13 protein-coding genes and 1 tRNA gene are annotated in these 15,338 nt (G+C 36.7%); 11 read left to right on the top strand and 3 right to left on the bottom strand.

Going from position 1 to position 15,338, the window contains the following annotated elements; genetic code table 11:
• Positions 1–35: 35 nt before the first annotated feature.
• The 4 genes from B176_RS0116820 (at position 36) to B176_RS19830 (ending at position 5,802) form a co-directional block, all read left to right on the top strand.
• A complete protein-coding gene (locus B176_RS0116820) occupies positions 36–1,232 on the top strand; it encodes a sialidase family protein (protein WP_017260003.1) in 1,197 nt (398 codons plus the stop codon).
• Positions 1,233–1,368: 136 nt separating this feature from the next.
• Positions 1,369–2,028 carry a hypothetical protein gene (locus B176_RS0116815; RefSeq protein ID WP_017260002.1) on the top strand — a complete coding sequence of 220 codons (660 nt, stop codon included), beginning with the start codon at positions 1,369–1,371 and terminating at the stop codon, positions 2,026–2,028.
• Positions 2,029–2,199: 171 nt separating this feature from the next.
• Positions 2,200–3,969, top strand: a complete 1,770-nt coding sequence (locus B176_RS20430; RefSeq protein WP_017260001.1) for a T9SS type A sorting domain-containing protein — start codon at positions 2,200–2,202, stop codon at positions 3,967–3,969.
• 69 nt (positions 3,970–4,038) lie between these two features.
• Positions 4,039–5,802 (top strand): sialidase family protein, encoded by a 1,764-nt coding sequence (locus B176_RS19830; RefSeq protein WP_017260000.1) that lies wholly within the window; start codon positions 4,039–4,041, stop codon positions 5,800–5,802.
• A 150-nt stretch (positions 5,803–5,952) separates the two neighbouring features.
• Here B176_RS19830 and B176_RS0116795 read toward each other — a convergent pair whose 3' ends face one another.
• The 3 genes from B176_RS0116795 to B176_RS0116785 form a co-directional block, all read right to left on the bottom strand.
• On the bottom strand, positions 5,953–6,825 hold the full coding sequence (locus tag B176_RS0116795; protein ID WP_017259998.1) for an AraC family transcriptional regulator: 873 nt from the start codon (positions 6,823–6,825) through the stop codon (positions 5,953–5,955).
• A gap of 637 nt (positions 6,826–7,462) precedes the next feature.
• A tRNA-Asp gene (locus B176_RS0116790) sits at positions 7,463–7,539 on the bottom strand.
• 200 nt (positions 7,540–7,739) lie between these two features.
• Entirely contained in the window at positions 7,740–8,465 is a 726-nt protein-coding gene (locus tag B176_RS0116785; protein WP_017259997.1) for an IclR family transcriptional regulator, read from the bottom strand.
• 104 nt (positions 8,466–8,569) lie between these two features.
• On the opposite strand from B176_RS0116785, the gene fucP reads away from it, so the two are divergent.
• From fucP to B176_RS0116750, 7 genes are all read left to right on the top strand, one after another.
• Positions 8,570–9,823 carry an L-fucose:H+ symporter permease gene (gene fucP / locus B176_RS0116780; RefSeq protein WP_017259996.1) on the top strand — a complete coding sequence of 418 codons (1,254 nt, stop codon included), beginning with the start codon at positions 8,570–8,572 and terminating at the stop codon, positions 9,821–9,823.
• Positions 9,820–10,155, top strand: coding sequence for an L-rhamnose mutarotase (locus B176_RS0116775; RefSeq protein WP_017259995.1), 336 nt, complete (start codon positions 9,820–9,822; stop codon positions 10,153–10,155). Before fucP ends, B176_RS0116775 begins: the two co-directional genes overlap by 4 nt.
• 4 nt (positions 10,156–10,159) lie before the next feature.
• A complete protein-coding gene (locus tag B176_RS0116770; RefSeq protein ID WP_017259994.1) occupies positions 10,160–11,803 on the top strand; it encodes a UxaA family hydrolase in 1,644 nt (547 codons plus the stop codon).
• A 183-nt stretch (positions 11,804–11,986) separates the two neighbouring features.
• Positions 11,987–12,748, top strand: a complete 762-nt coding sequence (locus B176_RS0116765) for an SDR family NAD(P)-dependent oxidoreductase (RefSeq protein ID WP_017259993.1) — start codon at positions 11,987–11,989, stop codon at positions 12,746–12,748.
• Between the two features lie 120 nt (positions 12,749–12,868).
• Positions 12,869–13,726: a fumarylacetoacetate hydrolase family protein gene (locus B176_RS0116760; RefSeq protein ID WP_017259992.1), complete on the top strand. Its 858-nt coding sequence runs from the start codon at positions 12,869–12,871 to the stop codon at positions 13,724–13,726.
• Positions 13,713–14,543: an amidohydrolase family protein gene (locus B176_RS0116755; RefSeq protein ID WP_017259991.1), complete on the top strand. Its 831-nt coding sequence runs from the start codon at positions 13,713–13,715 to the stop codon at positions 14,541–14,543. The genes B176_RS0116760 and B176_RS0116755 overlap by 14 nt, the downstream gene beginning before the upstream one ends.
• A 4-nt stretch (positions 14,544–14,547) precedes the next feature.
• The gene (locus B176_RS0116750; protein WP_017259990.1) at positions 14,548–15,336 is read left to right on the top strand and encodes an SDR family oxidoreductase; all 789 of its coding nucleotides are present in this window, start codon (positions 14,548–14,550) and stop codon (positions 15,334–15,336) included.
• The last annotated feature ends 2 nt before the right edge of the window (positions 15,337–15,338 follow it).

The following is a 15,338-nucleotide window of genomic DNA, read 5'->3' as shown; positions in this document are numbered from 1 at the left end:
TAAACTAACCAAAACCTAACTTTTATAAAGCGCTCATGAAACTAAATTTTACCGTATTTGTAAAACCAAATTTTTTATTTCTCCCTCTTTTATTGGTATTTAATTACAATTCAACTGCGCAGGTAAACGGCGTACAGCTTGATAAAAATAGAGCAAACGCAGCCATTATATTAGAAAAACCATATACCGATATCAGGGTGTTAAACCGCCAACACGAGTTGGTTTCTTCTATCGCAACTTCTGAAGATGGAAAAGTAATTTATTTAGCATGGTATACGGGCGGTCCGGGCGAGGGGCCGGGCAATTATGTTACGTTATCCGTGAGTACAGATGGCGGACACAGCTGGAAAAATGATGAGTTGGTTGTTTATCCAAAAGATACTACCAGCAGATTTTTTGATCCAGTATTGTGGCGAGATAAGTTTGGCAAAGTGTGGCTGTTTTATGCAGTATCAATGAATAACATGCACTTTGATTTGAGAGATGGCGTTAATGCAATACCAGTTGCTTGGGACGGTAAAAAAATTGCTTGGGAAAAACCAAAACTACTTTCTTACGGTGTTATGATGAATAAACCGGTATACGTTCCACAAATAGATGAAGTGCTTTTTCCTGTTTCAATATGGCAGTTAGGTAAAAATTTCACCAAAGAACCTAATTATATCCCAGATGGTACATTTATATATAATTATTCTTATAAAAAAGGTAAAAAACTGGGCTACCTAAATGAGCATTCTTCCATAAACACCTTGCCAAATAAATTAAGAACTTTTGACGAACATCAACTTGTCCAAATTAATAATGCAGGAGATTTCCTTTGTTTGGTACGTACAAAAAAAGGCGTCTATTTTTCTAAAAGTAAAGACTATGGTAAGTCTTGGACTGTTTTGCAACCTTTTACAACTACAGGGCCAACCACAGCCAGTCGTTTTTATGTAGGGAAATTACGCTCGGGTAATTTATTGCTAATCTTAAACGATAATGAAAAACGGACTAATATGACCGCTTTTATCTCGAAAGATGGAGGAGAAACCTGGCCTTATAAATTACTGTTAGACAACAGAGAAAACGTATCATATCCAGACGCTGATGAAGATAGTAATGGTAAAATACACATCACATTTGATAGAGATAGAAAAGGGGCAAAAGAGATAAACTATTGTAGTGTAACCGAGCAGGATATTATTGATGGAAATGCAAAAGCTGTTTTTAAAACTAGAGTCAATAAATAGCGACGTATGGGAGTTATAAAACTGTTTTTCTTTAAAAAAAACAACGCAAGTCTTTAATTTTTAACCTTCAAAGACTGATTTGATATATGTAAAAGCCATTAACAAGATTAGAAATACAAAAATAAATTTGAAAATTATGAAAAAGATAAATTTTGGTAAAGCATTTATGATAGGCTTATTTACGCTGATAAGTTCGGCGGGTTATAGCCAAGTGGCTGCGTGGCAATTTTCTTTGCCTGAGCCATCAAAAGGGCAAGATGTTACAGCAAAAGCAACTACGATTGATCCTAACTTAGAGCAATCTGTATTAACAAGAGGAGCAGCAGCGGATCCGAAAAAGCAAGGAAATACGAGGGGATTTAGTGCTACTTTTCCAGTAAATACAACAAAAGAAGAATCCAAGAAATCAAATGCATACTATCAATTTACTGTGCAGGCTAAAAAAGGATTTAAGGTTTCGTTAACATCTATTGATGCGGTGCTGAGAAGACAGTTGCAATCGCCATACGTTTACCGTTGGATGTACAGTTTGGACGGTCAAGATTTTACAGAAATTGGCAAAGCAGATATTACTGTAGAAGATCTCAACAATAACGGTGCGAAACAACCCTCAGTTAGTCTGGCTCAGTATAAAGAATTGCAAGATGTGTCATCATCAAAAATAATTACTATTCGAATTTACACTTGGGGAGCTACTGCTAATACAGGCGACCAAAGATCTTTTGGTTTTGGAAAATCAAATATGAAAGGAAGCAATGTACTAGCCGTTAAAGGCTTGGTAAGTCCAGTAAATTAGTTGGCTACGTAGTTTGTTATAGGGTGTTTAAAAACGAATAGATTTAAAAAAAAACCAAAAACCTTACGTTGGTTGCTATTTAGCACAACCTGAAGTCTTAATTATTATCGGAAAATTAGCCTGCAAGTAGTATATAAAATCAATTAATTATTAAAATTTAAAATAAATATTATGAAAAAAAGTTACTTTGTTTTTTTCGCATCACTACTGCTGATGTTTAGTGTAAATGGTTTTTCACAGACCAAAATCGCTTCTTTTTATCAAGCTACAACGGTATTGCTAGCAGGGCAAGATAATCCTATCTCAGCTAATTTTAAAACAGCAGATATTAATGCAGTAACTTTAAGTCGTGGGCCAGGTATTATCTACGCCAGCAATTCAACTTATTCTTACGTTGCTAATTTTACAAACGGTGAAACTAAAGCACAAGCTTATACTGCTGGGTCTTATTATCAGCTTGCAGTCACCGCAGAAGCGGGGAAGTATATGTCTTTTACTACAATAAATGCTAGGTTAAGGACAGCAACTGCTCAATCTGTGACAAACTATAGATGGAAATATAGTATAGATGACCTAGCGGAGAGTGCTTTTAAAGAAATTGGTAGTACAGACAATAGTATTGGGCTAACAGATACGCAGGGAGAAGATAGATCAGAAGATGTTTCCAATATCTTAGCGCTGCAGTCAATTGCGCCTGGGAAAACGGTTTATTTTAGAATATACGCTTGGGGCGCCAGTGTTAGCGGAGGCAATAGTGGGTTTGGATTTGGAAAAAGTAATACTTCAGAGCGGGAGGTTTTATCTCTAATGGCAAATGTCACCAATAAGCCTTTACTTTTAGAGTGGAGTTTGTATAGTGCGCCAAGTAGCACAGCTAGTTTTGGTGTTACTGCTTTAAGTCCGGCACTCAATGCCTCTACATTAACACGCGGGCCGGGGTTGGAGTTAAGTAGTTTATCCCGAGGATTTGTTGCTACCTCTAAAAACCTAAGTGCTTCTTATATTGATGCATCTAATAATAACGAATATTACAGTTTTAATTTGCAGCCCAAAATAGATGTTAAAATAAACGTTAGTGCACTTAATTTTAAGTACCGTAGAAAAGCAACTGGTGCCAATAATTACCAGCTTGCTTACGTGAAAGACGGCGGGGCAGTTACATTAGTTCCAGGGGCTAATGGAGTAATAAGTGCAACAGATGATGGTACTGTATTAGCAGATATGGATGTAAGTACTATAGTAGATTTACAAAATCTAACTGATGTTAATAATGTAGAATTTAGGATTTATTTATGGGGAGCAACCGATATTACCTCTGTGTTTGGTTTAGGTAGAAATTTAGTTGCTGGTGAAAGTAGTTTAAGTACTTACGGAACGGTAGAGGATATGGGGACTTTACCCGTAACATTAACATCGTTCACTGCTAAAAAAGAACTTAATGGAATCAAATTATCTTGGAAAACCGTTTCCGAGAAAAATAATTCTCACTTCGAAGTTTACAGATCATCAAATGTAAAACCGAATATTTTAGTGGGTACAGTTAGCGGGGCAGGTAACGCAACAACCGTTAATAATTACAGTTTGTTTGATTATGAGCCATTAGCTGGGGTAAATTACTATCAGTTGCGCCAGGTAGATCGAGACGGAAAGTACGAAGACTCTAAAATTATCTCAATAAACAATAGCATAAACGCTAATGCTGAGATGAGAGCTTATCAAAATGACAATTCTATTGAACTAAGTGTGCAGGGTGAGGTAAGTGGAAAGGGACTGCTTCAGATAAGTGATGTTAACGGTCGTATTGTTTATAAACAGCATGTTGATTTAAACGGCAGTGCTAACAATAGTTTTAAAATTTCTTTTTTAGGGAATAGCAAAGGCATCTATGTAGCTAAACTAACGAACAATAAAAAAGCATTGATCACTAAATTTATTTGGTAAGCAAATACTTGTTTTAATAGCTATTTATGATATTTTAATAAACAGGTAATCAAACTTTAATTCAGAACAATGAGAAGACTTATTAAAGGTATTTCGCTACTATTTGTATTTTTTTTAGTAAACTTTGATGTTAAGGCGCAACCGGTTTTCCCCGGTACAGTAATCTATCAAAGCCCCGATCCTTTAAAAGTTAGAGCAGCATCGCCAAGTATTGCTATTCTTCCAGACGGTACCTACGTTGTATCGCATGATATGCCAAAAGGTTCGGGAATATATAGGTCTGAGGACAAAGGAAAAACCTGGAAATTTATCACTAAAGTTTTGGTAGGGCATTGGGCAGGTTTATTTGTAAATGAAGGTAGTTTGTATTTAATGGGTATATCCAATTCATTTGGTGACATTATCATACATAAATCTAATGATGGTGGCTATACCTGGACTGCTTCAAAAGATGAAAATTCGGGAGTTATTTTTAAAGGGAAATACCATACAGCACCTGTTCCAGTGGTGGTTCATAAAGGCAGAATATGGCGAGCGTTTGAGGAAATAGTTGACGATAGTAAGCATAGAGATTTTCATGCGCTTGTTATTTCTGCGCCAGTAGGTGCAGATTTATTAAAAGCATCTAGCTGGACTAGGTCTAATAGTATTCGTTTTGATGAAACATGGATAAATGCCAAAAGACCAAATTGGTTTGAGGGTAATATAGTGGTTACCCCAAATGGAGACTTGGTAGATTTTATGCGTATGGATAGCTGGCAAGGGGAAAAAGGCAACTATAGTTTAGAAGGTTCGGCTACCGGTATCCCCAGAAATGAAGTAGCAGCAATAATCAGCATTAGCAATGATGGAAAGGTAGTGACTTTTAATAATAAGCCGGCCGAGTACGTCCATTTCCCTGGTGCAGAGTCAAAGTTTACCATCCGTTATGATAAGGTATCGGGTAAATATTGGACTATTGTGAACAAAATTTCTACTTTTCAAAATGGCTTGGAAACCTACAATGGCAATTGGCACCAAAGAAATGTTTTATGCCTTTACTCATCAAAAGATTTAAAAAATTGGGAAATGCAATACAAAATATTGCGTTGGAATGAAGGCTATCAAATTAAAACATGGGATGTCTTCGGTTTTCAATACGCAGATTGGCTGATTGAAGGTGATGATATTGTTGCTGTAAGTCGTACATCGTGGTATGGGGCAAGGTACCATGATGCTAATATGATTACTTTTCATCGGATAGAAAACTTCAGGAATAAGAAAGTGGAAGACTCGCCTAAAGATTTACTCGCAATAACAAAAACGAAAGAAATTGCTTATTGGAGTTTTGATAAAAATGAGCGTACTAGACCAATAATCGTCAATAAAAACCTGGAAGTTTCTGAATTAGTTTTTGGAGATGGGCTTACGTTTGTAAACGGAACTAAAGGACTTAGTTTTAAAGCCAATAAGCCAACAAAAAGTCGTACTAAAGCTAGGGAGAACAATCAGTATATTCAGTTCCAGCTTCACTCACAAAAAAACACAAAACTTTCAGTCACTAGTTTGGATTATGAAATAAAAGAGGTTACTAATGATAGGTCTAAAAAATGCAAATGGAGTTACAGTGTAGATGGAGGTAATAATTTTGTGGATATCACAAATTACGATTTCCCAATAGAAAGCCAGGCAGACCCGAAGTCTGTTTTATATCTTTCTGGTTTAAAAGACCTTCAGAAGATATCGGCTGATAAAGCAATAATATTCCGACTGTATCTTTGGGGTGGGGCCGTCACAGATAATCAACTTGCCACACTAAGTTATATAAAAGTAGGTGGCGAAGTAACTCAATAAACTCAACGAAAAGTATTTTGATTTTTCGCTGAGTTTATCGGATCGGCTTATATTAGGTAGTTATCGTTAAAAATTAAGTCGCTCTTTCCGTTTTTTTTAAACTTTAAAGAGATTTGCATTGCGCATGTTTTTTTTATAATCAAACTCCCACTATAATACATCCTTTTTAGAAAGTTGAGCTATAAATTGAGAAGGAGTTATTAGCTTAATTTTTTTAAACTGTTGATTAAAGTTAGATAAATTCCCGAACCCGCATTCAAATGCGATTTGCGAGATGCTAAAGTTTTCTTGGAACATCAGTTTGCAGGCATAACCAATTCTAATCTCGTTTACATATTGTGTGAAAGATTTATTAGTCCTTTTTTTAAAAAATCTGGAAAAGGAAGTTGGGGTCATGTGAAAATGTGTTACCAATTGTTCTATGGTAATTTCATTTCTGAAATTGTCCATAACATATTTGCAAACCTGGTTAATCCTTTGATTTTGTGGTAATTCTGGTGATTGTCCAAATATTTGACTCGAGAGGATTTCTAATTTTGGAGAGAGTGAGATGATATTTAATAGTTTTAATAAATGGCCAACTCTTTCTACGCCCTCAGATTTGAAAAGTTTAAGAAGATATTTCTTTGCTAAGTCTTTGCTTTTTTGGTCATGTATCTTAATCCCTCTGGCAGAAATATCGAATAATTGATTAATTACTGCAAGTTCAGGCATTTTGTAGAAATCCTTACCCGGAAAATTTTTCTGAAAATGTACGGAGTATGATTTTGATTTAAGATCTGGTGTTTCCTTGTTTATGCCTCTAAATTCATGAGGTAAATTTGAACCGATAAAAATTAATGAGTCACTCGTATAATCAATTGCCTTATCTCCAATAATCAAGGTTCCTTGGGCATTTTCAATATAAGTTATCTCACACTCTGGATGGTAATGCCAAGGATTGTGTATATACGGATTGCTGTTTTCCCAAACTTTAAAAGATTGCTCAACTATTTCGGTATGGCGCATTAAAACAGGTTTCATCTTGCTTTATTATAAAAGGTTCAACGTAAATATAACCAAATATGTAAAAACGGAACATATACATATTGCTTGTCTAGCAAGTTTTTTATTCTGCCTAATTTTTGAAGGGTAATATTTCTAATAAAATATAAATAGTGTTTTTTAGCAATGCGATTATTGGTTCTACACTTACCTAAGAAAGTAGAGGAAAGCTTAATTAACTTTAATTCAAGCTAGAGGAAATGTTATAGTAGATGTTGCTTGGGAAAAGGCAAACTAACCTAAGAATTACGCTAAATTGGGAGGCGATTGCCGTTTGAGAACAGTAATATTCGTAAAGTTGTGTTACGGGTAATTGATTTGAATAACGGAAATTTAAATCCGTTGTAAGTAGTTCCATTTATCCCATCTTTTGGAATGGTAAAAATGCCAGCAAGATTTAGCTATTGGAAAAGGATATTTAATTAATTTTAAAACTGGAAAAGGCAAAACTTATACTATTTTTCCTGTTAATTATCCTAAATCTAAAAATTGAACGGTAATCAATAATTGATAAAGAAGGGAAAAACGGATATTGATATATTTTGTTAAGGTTATTAAACAAAAAAGCCTTCAAATCATGCGACTTGAAGGCTTTTGCACATTTTTGAAATGTATTTGGCGGAATGGAAGGGATTCGAACCCGCGACCTCCTGCGTGACAGGCAGGCATTCTAACGAGCTGAACTACCACTCCTTTTGGTTAAAAACTTGTATTAAATTTTCAATTTTATTCCCCTTACATTGCGTTAGGGACTGTTAGTATAGATTATTTATTCAAAATCTCGACTTAATTTTAAATTAAAATAATACAGGTTGTTTTATATATCCTTTACTTCCATCAAAAACTCAAATCGTCAACGGTTTTAATCATCCAAAATTCTTTAACAGCGGAATCTATTCAGCTAGCTTTTCCGATGTCTCCAATGCCAGTTTTACAATGTCTTCTCTAACCGAGTTATTAAACCTAAACGACGGTAAATAAATACTAAAACTGGCAATCACTTTTTTGCCCTTATAAATTGGCGTTGCAACGCCTACCACCTGCACACTATCTTCAATCAGGGCATATCCCTGGTTTTTTATTCTTTTGATTTCCTCAAACAAACCAATTCTTGATGTTGCTTTAGGCCAGGTGTTTTTATTGGGTAAGCCGTATTTTTTGATATAAAGCAGTAAGTCTTTCTCTTCTAAAAAAGCAATCAGCAGTCTTCCTGTAGATGAATCATAAGCTGTTTTTTCTGTCGGGGTAGTAGCTTGTATGAGCTGTGAGCTCGGTTTGTTAAAAATGACCTGGCGTTTATCATCTTTTAAAATGGCTATCAGGCAATTTTCATCAAATGCTTTGGGTTTGTCAACGAACAGATGGTTTGTCCGTTCTATCAAATCGCTGAAACCTAAACTCCCGTTGCTGATTTCGAGCAACCGTGAACCTATTAGATATCCCTTTTCATCCTCGGCCCTTTTTAACAAACCACGGCTTACCAAGGTTTTTATAATATTAGCGCAGGTGCTAGTGTTCAAGTTTAAATCCTGGGCAATATTCCCCATTAGTTTAGGTTTATTTACCTCTTGTGCAACGTATTCTAAAATGTCTATCGAGCGGTTTATAACTTGTATCATACCTTAATTTTAATCAGATGTACTTAAAACGTTCCACAATATAAAGTTTTTGCTTTATATAAACGTAATTATTTACTTTGTTAATATCTTAAGCCAGATTATAAATGACCAATTCTAAAAGTTCTACAAAGTTCGCCTTTGTAATGATCACGTCGCTATTCTTTTTATGGGGATTTGTGCACAATCTTGATCCAATTCTAATTCCTCATTTAAAAAAAGCATTTAGCTTAACCACATTACAAGCATCGTTGGTAGACTCTGCTGTGTTTATAGCCTATTTTGTGATGGCACTTCCGGCCGGATTGATTATGAGAAAATACGGTTACAAGGCGGGTATCATCGTCGGGCTGTTGTTTTTTGCAATAGGTTCCTATCTTTTTATTCCGTCTGCAAATACACAATCGTATGGTTTCTTTTTGGTAGCCCTGTTCGTGATTGCTTGTGGATTAACAATTCTAGAAACAGCGGCGAACCCTTTCGCATCTCTATTGGGTGATCCAGAAACTGCCGTACAGCGATTAAATTTAGCGCAGTCGTTCAATGGTTTGGCCGCTACAATTGCTCCTATTATTGGCGCTAAAATTATTCTCACAGAAGGTGTACCCGAGGCAATTTTGCAAAGTATGGAGCCACAAGCTAGGGCAATAGCTTTAGCTACCGAGGCTTCATCAGTTAAGCTTCCTTACTTAATTTTAGGTTCCGTTATTTTAGTAGTTGCCATCATATTTTGGTTCATCAAACTCCCTCAAATAAAGGAAGAATCATCAACTGGCGTAAGTATTTCTAGTGCATTAAGGCACAGTCATCTAAGGTGGGCAATTGCTTCTCAGTTTTTTTACGTGGGTGCGCAGGTATGTGTGTTTAGTTTTTTTATTCTTTATGCTACAGAAGCTGCCGGAATTACCGAACTTGAAGCTGCCAGTTACGCAGGCTTTGGCGTGGGTATGGCATTTATGATTGGGCGGTTCGTAGGTACATTTTTTATGCGATATATAAGCCCAGTAAAGTTATTGAGCATATATGCATTGATCTGCGTGTTGCTGAGTGTTGTTGCCATGTTTGCTGGAGGCATGCTTGCAATATTTGTGGTTATAACAACGGCTTTCTTTATGTCGGTAATGTTTCCAACCATATTTTCTTTGGGTATCAAAGATTTAGGTGCCGATACAAAGTTTGGCAGTAGTTTAATCATTATGTCAATTGTTGGAGGCGCTTTATTACCTCCTGTTTTTGGTCATATTAGTGATATTTACCACAATATCCAGTACGGTTATATTGTGCCTTTGGTATGTTTCGTTGTTATCCTTTGTTTCGGTCTTTTCGGTCATAAGGTAAAACCTTTAAAAGCTAGTTTATGATCAGGCATTGTTTAACACTCGATTTAAAAAATAATGCGGAGAGCATAAAAGCCTATGATGATTGGCATGCAAAGGTTTGGCCTCATGTAATCCATAATATGATCTCTTGTGGGATAAGAGAAATGCAGATTTATAGGATAAACACCCGCTTGTTTATGATTATAGAGGTTGATACATCTTTCAGTTTCGAGAAGAAAGCCTCATTAGAATCATCCAATAAAAAAGTACAAGAATGGAACGCCTTGATGTTAGAGTTTCAAGAACCTTTGAGCTATGCAAAACCCGGTGAAAAATGGGTTTTAATGAATAAAATATTTGATTTAAATCAATAATAAAATGTCAGCACATCTAATTTTACAACTCGATAAAAAAGATAATGTATTGGTTGCCTTGCAGGATTTAATGCCTGGAATGGATATCGTTTTCCAAGGTTCATCAGTAATTATTAAAGATAAAATTCCGGCAAAACATAAAGTTTTTATCAACGATATGGAAGCGGGTGATGAGATTATAATGTATGGTGTTTTGGTGGGGAAAGTGCAGTACGCTGTTAAAAGCGGTGAACGGATGACTACCGAAAATACAAGACATGCTGCAGAACCCTACGATTACCGCGAAGTAGATTATCAATGGCATAAGCCAGACGTTTCTAAATTTACTAATCGCACATTTAATGGTTATCACAGAAACGACGGAAATGTAGGAACAGCCAATTACTGGCTTTTTATACCAACCGTGTTCTGTGAAAACAGAAACATGGATGTGATCAAAGAAGCTTTATACCAAACATTGGGCTATGCCGTAACCGATAAATACAAGCTTTTTTCGGAACAGCTGCTGCAGAACCTAAAAGATGGAAAGGCAATTAATGACGTTGATTTTTCGCCATCAGAAGAACCACGTCAAAACCGATATTTCAAAAATGTTGATGGTATCAAGTTTTTAAACCATCAGGGAGGTTGCGGTGGAACAAGGCAAGATTCTGAGATGTTGGGTAAATTGCTGGCTTCTTATGCAAACCATCCAAATGTTGCCGGTGTTACACTTTTAAGTTTGGGATGTCAGCATTTGCAGGTAAGCAACTTTTTGGCAGATATCAAAAAATATCATCCAAACTTTGACAAACCGATGCTGATTTTTGAACAGCAAAAAACGCAGAGCGAAGAGGCTTTAATTAAGGGCGCTATACAGCAAACCATACAGGGTTTAGTACAAATTAATAAAATTGAACGAAAGCCAGCTTCCTTAAAGCACCTAACCGTAGGTGTAAAATGTGGTGGCAGTGATGGCTTTAGTGGGATATCAGCCAATCCTGCAGTAGGTTATACTGCAGATTTGCTGGTCACTTTAGGCGGAAAGGTTTTATTGGCAGAGTTTCCAGAATTATGTGGCGCAGAGCAGAATATGATAGACCGTTGTGAAAGTAAAGAAACAGCAGAGAAGTTTATCCATTTAATGCGAACCTATGATGCACAGGCACATGCTGTAGGTTCTGGCTTTTTCATGAATCCTTCGCCAGGTAATATTAAAGACGGTTTAATTACAGATGCCATTAAAAGTACCGGTGCTGCAAAAAAGGGAGGTACTTCTCCGGTAGTTGATGTGCTGGATTATACGGAACAAGCCGTGAAACCCGGTTTAAGTTTGGTTTGTACTCCAGGAAACGATGTAGAAGCAACCACAGGTAAAGCAGCTAGTGGCGCTAACTTGATTTTATTTACAACTGGTTTAGGTACGCCAACCGGAAACCCCGTTTGTCCCGTTATTAAAGTGGCCACGAATACCGAATTAGCAAATCGTATGTCCGATATTATCGATATTGATACAGGAGCCATTATTAGAGGTGAAAAATCAATCGCCCAAATGGGAGAGGAGATTTTAGAGTTCTGTATCAAGGTTGCAAGTGGCGAAGTTATCCCAAAAGCAGTTGCGCTAAACCAGGATGATTTTATCCCTTGGAAAAGAGGTGTCAGTTTATAATTGAATATTTAAAAAGATGAAAATACATAAACTGAAGCGATTTCGTCATGTCGACGATAGGAGACATCTCACAAACAGGTAGCCATTATGTGAGCATATCTTGCTTGTGAGACCTCTCGTTTCCTCGAGGTGACGGGATTTCTTAAAATAATTGAATTTTAAATCCAAAATAAAAGAAATATTGTGTTTAGTTTAAAAGGAAAATCAGCAGTAATTACAGGTGGCGGTAGCGGAATTGGCAAGGCAATAGCGGTATTGTTTGCAAAACAAGGAGCAAAAGTCTATATTTTAGAATTAAATGAGCAATCTGCAAAACAAGCCGTAGCAGAGATTAATCAATTTGGCGAAGCTCAAGCATTTTCATGCGATGTAAGCAAGCAAGATCAAGTTTTGGCAACATTTAGCAAAATAGGTAAAGTAGATATTTTGGTGAATAATGCGGGCATTGCACACATTGGAAATTTAGAGAAAACTGCGGAAGCAGATTTTGAAAAAGTTTACCAAGTGAATGTTAAAGGGGCCTACAATTGTTTATACGCAGCTATTCCTTTGATGAAAAAATCGGGAGGTGGTGCAGTCTTAAATATGGCCTCTATTGCTTCCGTAGTGGGTATTGCAGATCGTTTTGCTTATTCAATGAGTAAAGGCGCAATTTATGCGATGAGCATGTCCGTAGCCCGCGATTTTATTACAGATGGTATCCGGAGCAATAGTATTTCCCCAGCAAGGGTACATACGCCGTTTGTTGATGGTTTTATCGCGAAAAGCTATCCTGATAATCAGGAGGAAATGTTTGAAAAACTATCTAAAAGTCAGCCCATTGGGCGTATGGCAAAGCCAGAAGAAATTGCCGCATTAGCGCTTTATCTTTGTTCTGATGAAGCCGGCTTTATTACTGGTAATGATTACCCGATTGATGGTGGATTTATTAAATTGAATAATTAAGTCCTAGGTAGTAGGTTTTAAGTATTAAGTAACAAGTAGAAAGAACAAACTATGAATGAAATGGTTTAGAATATTCAAAAATTCTCTCATTCAAAATTCAATCATTAAATAAAAAGCAATATGAAACTAATAAGATACGGAGCATTAGGACAAGAGAAAACAGGAGTAGTAATCGACGGTAAAAAGTACGATACCTCTGCTTTTGGGGAAGATTATGATGAAAAATTTTTCGAAACAGATGGCATCAATAGATTAGCATCTTTTGTTGAAAAAAATAAAGCAAGTCTCCCGGCAGTTTCAGATACAGAAAGATTAGGGTCACCAATCGGTCGTCCTTCAAAAATAGTTTGTATCGGTTTAAATTATGCAAAACACGCACAAGAAACCAATGCGCCAATCCCTAAAGAACCTATTATCTTTTTTAAATCTACCACATCTGTTGTAGGGCCAAATGATAACATCATGCTCCCAAAAGATTCTGTAAAAACAGATTGGGAAGTAGAATTGGCTTTTGTAATTGGTAAAAAAGCGAGCTATGTTTCTAAAGAAGAAGCTTTGGATTATGTTGCAGGGTATGTTTTACATAACGACGTAAGCGAGCGGGCTTTCCAATTGGAACGTGGCGGACAATGGGCTAAAGGGAAAGGTTGCGATACTTTTGCGCCACTTGGCCCGTGGTTGGTTACAAAAGATGAGATTGCCGATCCAAATAATCTACGTCTTTGGTTAAAACTGAATGATAAAATGATGCAAGACGGTAATACCGATGATTTTATCTTTGATATCGCTCATGTTGTGTCTTACCTCAGCGAATTTATGACGCTTTTACCTGGCGATGTAATCTCTACCGGAACTCCACATGGGGTTGGTTTAGGCTTTAATCCACCACTTTATTTAAAAGCGGGTGATGTAATTGAATTAGGAATAGACGGTTTGGGAGAAGCGAAACAAACGGTTGTACCTTATGCTAAAGCTTGATACGCATCAGCATTTTTGGAAATACAATCCCGTTAAGCATGCTTGGATAAATCAGGAAATGGCGGTAATCCAAAAGGATTTTATGCCACTTGATTTACAGCCAGTGCTAAAAAATGCAGATGTAAACGGTTGTATTGCAGTGCAAACAGACGAGGATGAGGGCGAGAATGAATTCTTGTTAGCATTAGCCAAAGAAAACGATTTTATCAAAGGGATAATTGGTTGGGTAGATTTTTTAAGTGCGGATATTTCTGACAGGTTAGCCTACTATAACGATTTTAAAACCATTAAGGGCTTTAGGTATATCCTTCAGGATAAAGCGCAAAGAGATCTGATTTTGAGCAAAGAGTTTATCAGAGGTATTGTAGCGATGAATGCCTACGACTTTGTTTATGAACTTTTAGTGTTTCCCGATCAATTGAAATACGCAGAGCAGTTGGTAAACCAGTTTCCAAATCAGGTTTTCGTATTGGATCATTTGGCAAAACCAGCGATAAAATCAGGTGAAATTAATCAATGGAAAACAGCTATAACCGCTTTGGCAAAGCATGAAAATGTGCACTGCAAAGTGTCGGGAATGATTACAGAAGCCGATTGGAATAATTGGAGTTACCCAGACTTTATACCTTATATGGATGTGGTTTTTTCTGCATTCGGTATGGATAGGGTAATGTTTGGTTCAGATTGGCCGGTATGTAACCTTGCCGGCAATTATCAAAAAGTGATGCGTGTTGTAGCGCAACAGGTGAGTAATTTATCTTTAAATGAGCAAGAGAAATTCTGGAGCTCGAACGCTATCAAATGCTATAAATTGTAAAATAATGGATTTAAACTTAAAGGATAAGGTTATTTTAATCACTGGCGGTGCCAAAGGTATCGGTTTCGGGATAGCAGAAACCGTAGCTAAAGAAGGTGCAATTGCAGTAATTATTGGGAGAAAACAAGCTGATAACCAAAAGGCAATTGATTTAATTACCGAAACAGGGGGTAAAGCTTTTGGTATCGAAGCCGAATTAACCAGCCCCGAAGCATGCGAAAACGCAGTAAAAAAAGCGATAGCGCAGTTCGGGAAAATTGACGGTTTGGTAAACAATGCAGGTTTAAATGATGGCGTTGGTTTACAGAACGGAAACTATGAGGATTTTGTATTAAGCCTACATCGTAACCTAATTCATTATTATTTAATGGCGCATCATGCTTTGCCCGAACTGATTAAATCAAAAGGAAATATTGTTAATATTTCTTCCAAAACCGGAGAAACCGGGCAAGGAAACACCTCCGCTTATGCCGCATCAAACGGTGGTAGAAATGCCTTAACCAGAGAATGGGCGGTTGAATTGCTGAAGTACGGTATCAGAGTAAATGCTTTGGTTGTTGCCGAATGCTGGACACCACAGTACGAAAACTGGATTAAAACACTAGATAATCCGGAAGAGATTTTAGCAAAAATCACGGCAAACATTCCGTTAGAAAACCGAATGACTACGATTGAAGAGATAGGAAATACGGTTGCATTTTTGCTAAGTAATAAATCAAGCCACACCACAGGTCAAATTTTACATGTTGACGGTGGTTATGTACATTTGGACCGAGCTTTGGCCAACGCGTAAAC

This window comes from Pedobacter arcticus A12, from assembly GCF_000302595.1.
In the GTDB taxonomy this organism is placed as follows: Bacteria; Bacteroidota; Bacteroidia; order Sphingobacteriales; family Sphingobacteriaceae; genus Pseudopedobacter; species Pseudopedobacter arcticus.
Note: the sequence above shows the minus strand (reverse complement) of the source record. Positions and strands in the feature narration are given on the sequence as shown.

Excerpts from the sequence above, each read along its gene's own strand:
- B176_RS0116820 (WP_017260003.1), top strand. The coding sequence starts at position 36 with ATGAAACTAAATTTTACCGTATTTGTAAAACCAAATTTTTTATTTCTC.
- B176_RS0116815 (WP_017260002.1), top strand. The coding sequence starts at position 1,369 with ATGAAAAAGATAAATTTTGGTAAAGCATTTATGATAGGCTTATTTACG.
- B176_RS20430 (WP_017260001.1), top strand. The coding sequence starts at position 2,200 with ATGAAAAAAAGTTACTTTGTTTTTTTCGCATCACTACTGCTGATGTTT.
- B176_RS19830 (WP_017260000.1), top strand. The coding sequence starts at position 4,039 with ATGAGAAGACTTATTAAAGGTATTTCGCTACTATTTGTATTTTTTTTA.
- B176_RS0116795 (WP_017259998.1), bottom strand. The coding sequence starts at position 6,825 with ATGAAACCTGTTTTAATGCGCCATACCGAAATAGTTGAGCAATCTTTT.
- B176_RS0116785 (WP_017259997.1), bottom strand. The coding sequence starts at position 8,465 with ATGATACAAGTTATAAACCGCTCGATAGACATTTTAGAATACGTTGCA.
- fucP (WP_017259996.1), top strand. The coding sequence starts at position 8,570 with ATGACCAATTCTAAAAGTTCTACAAAGTTCGCCTTTGTAATGATCACG.
- B176_RS0116775 (WP_017259995.1), top strand. The coding sequence starts at position 9,820 with ATGATCAGGCATTGTTTAACACTCGATTTAAAAAATAATGCGGAGAGC.
- B176_RS0116770 (WP_017259994.1), top strand. The coding sequence starts at position 10,160 with ATGTCAGCACATCTAATTTTACAACTCGATAAAAAAGATAATGTATTG.
- B176_RS0116760 (WP_017259992.1), top strand. The coding sequence starts at position 12,869 with ATGAAACTAATAAGATACGGAGCATTAGGACAAGAGAAAACAGGAGTA.
- B176_RS0116755 (WP_017259991.1), top strand. The coding sequence starts at position 13,713 with ATGCTAAAGCTTGATACGCATCAGCATTTTTGGAAATACAATCCCGTT.
- B176_RS0116750 (WP_017259990.1), top strand. The coding sequence starts at position 14,548 with ATGGATTTAAACTTAAAGGATAAGGTTATTTTAATCACTGGCGGTGCC.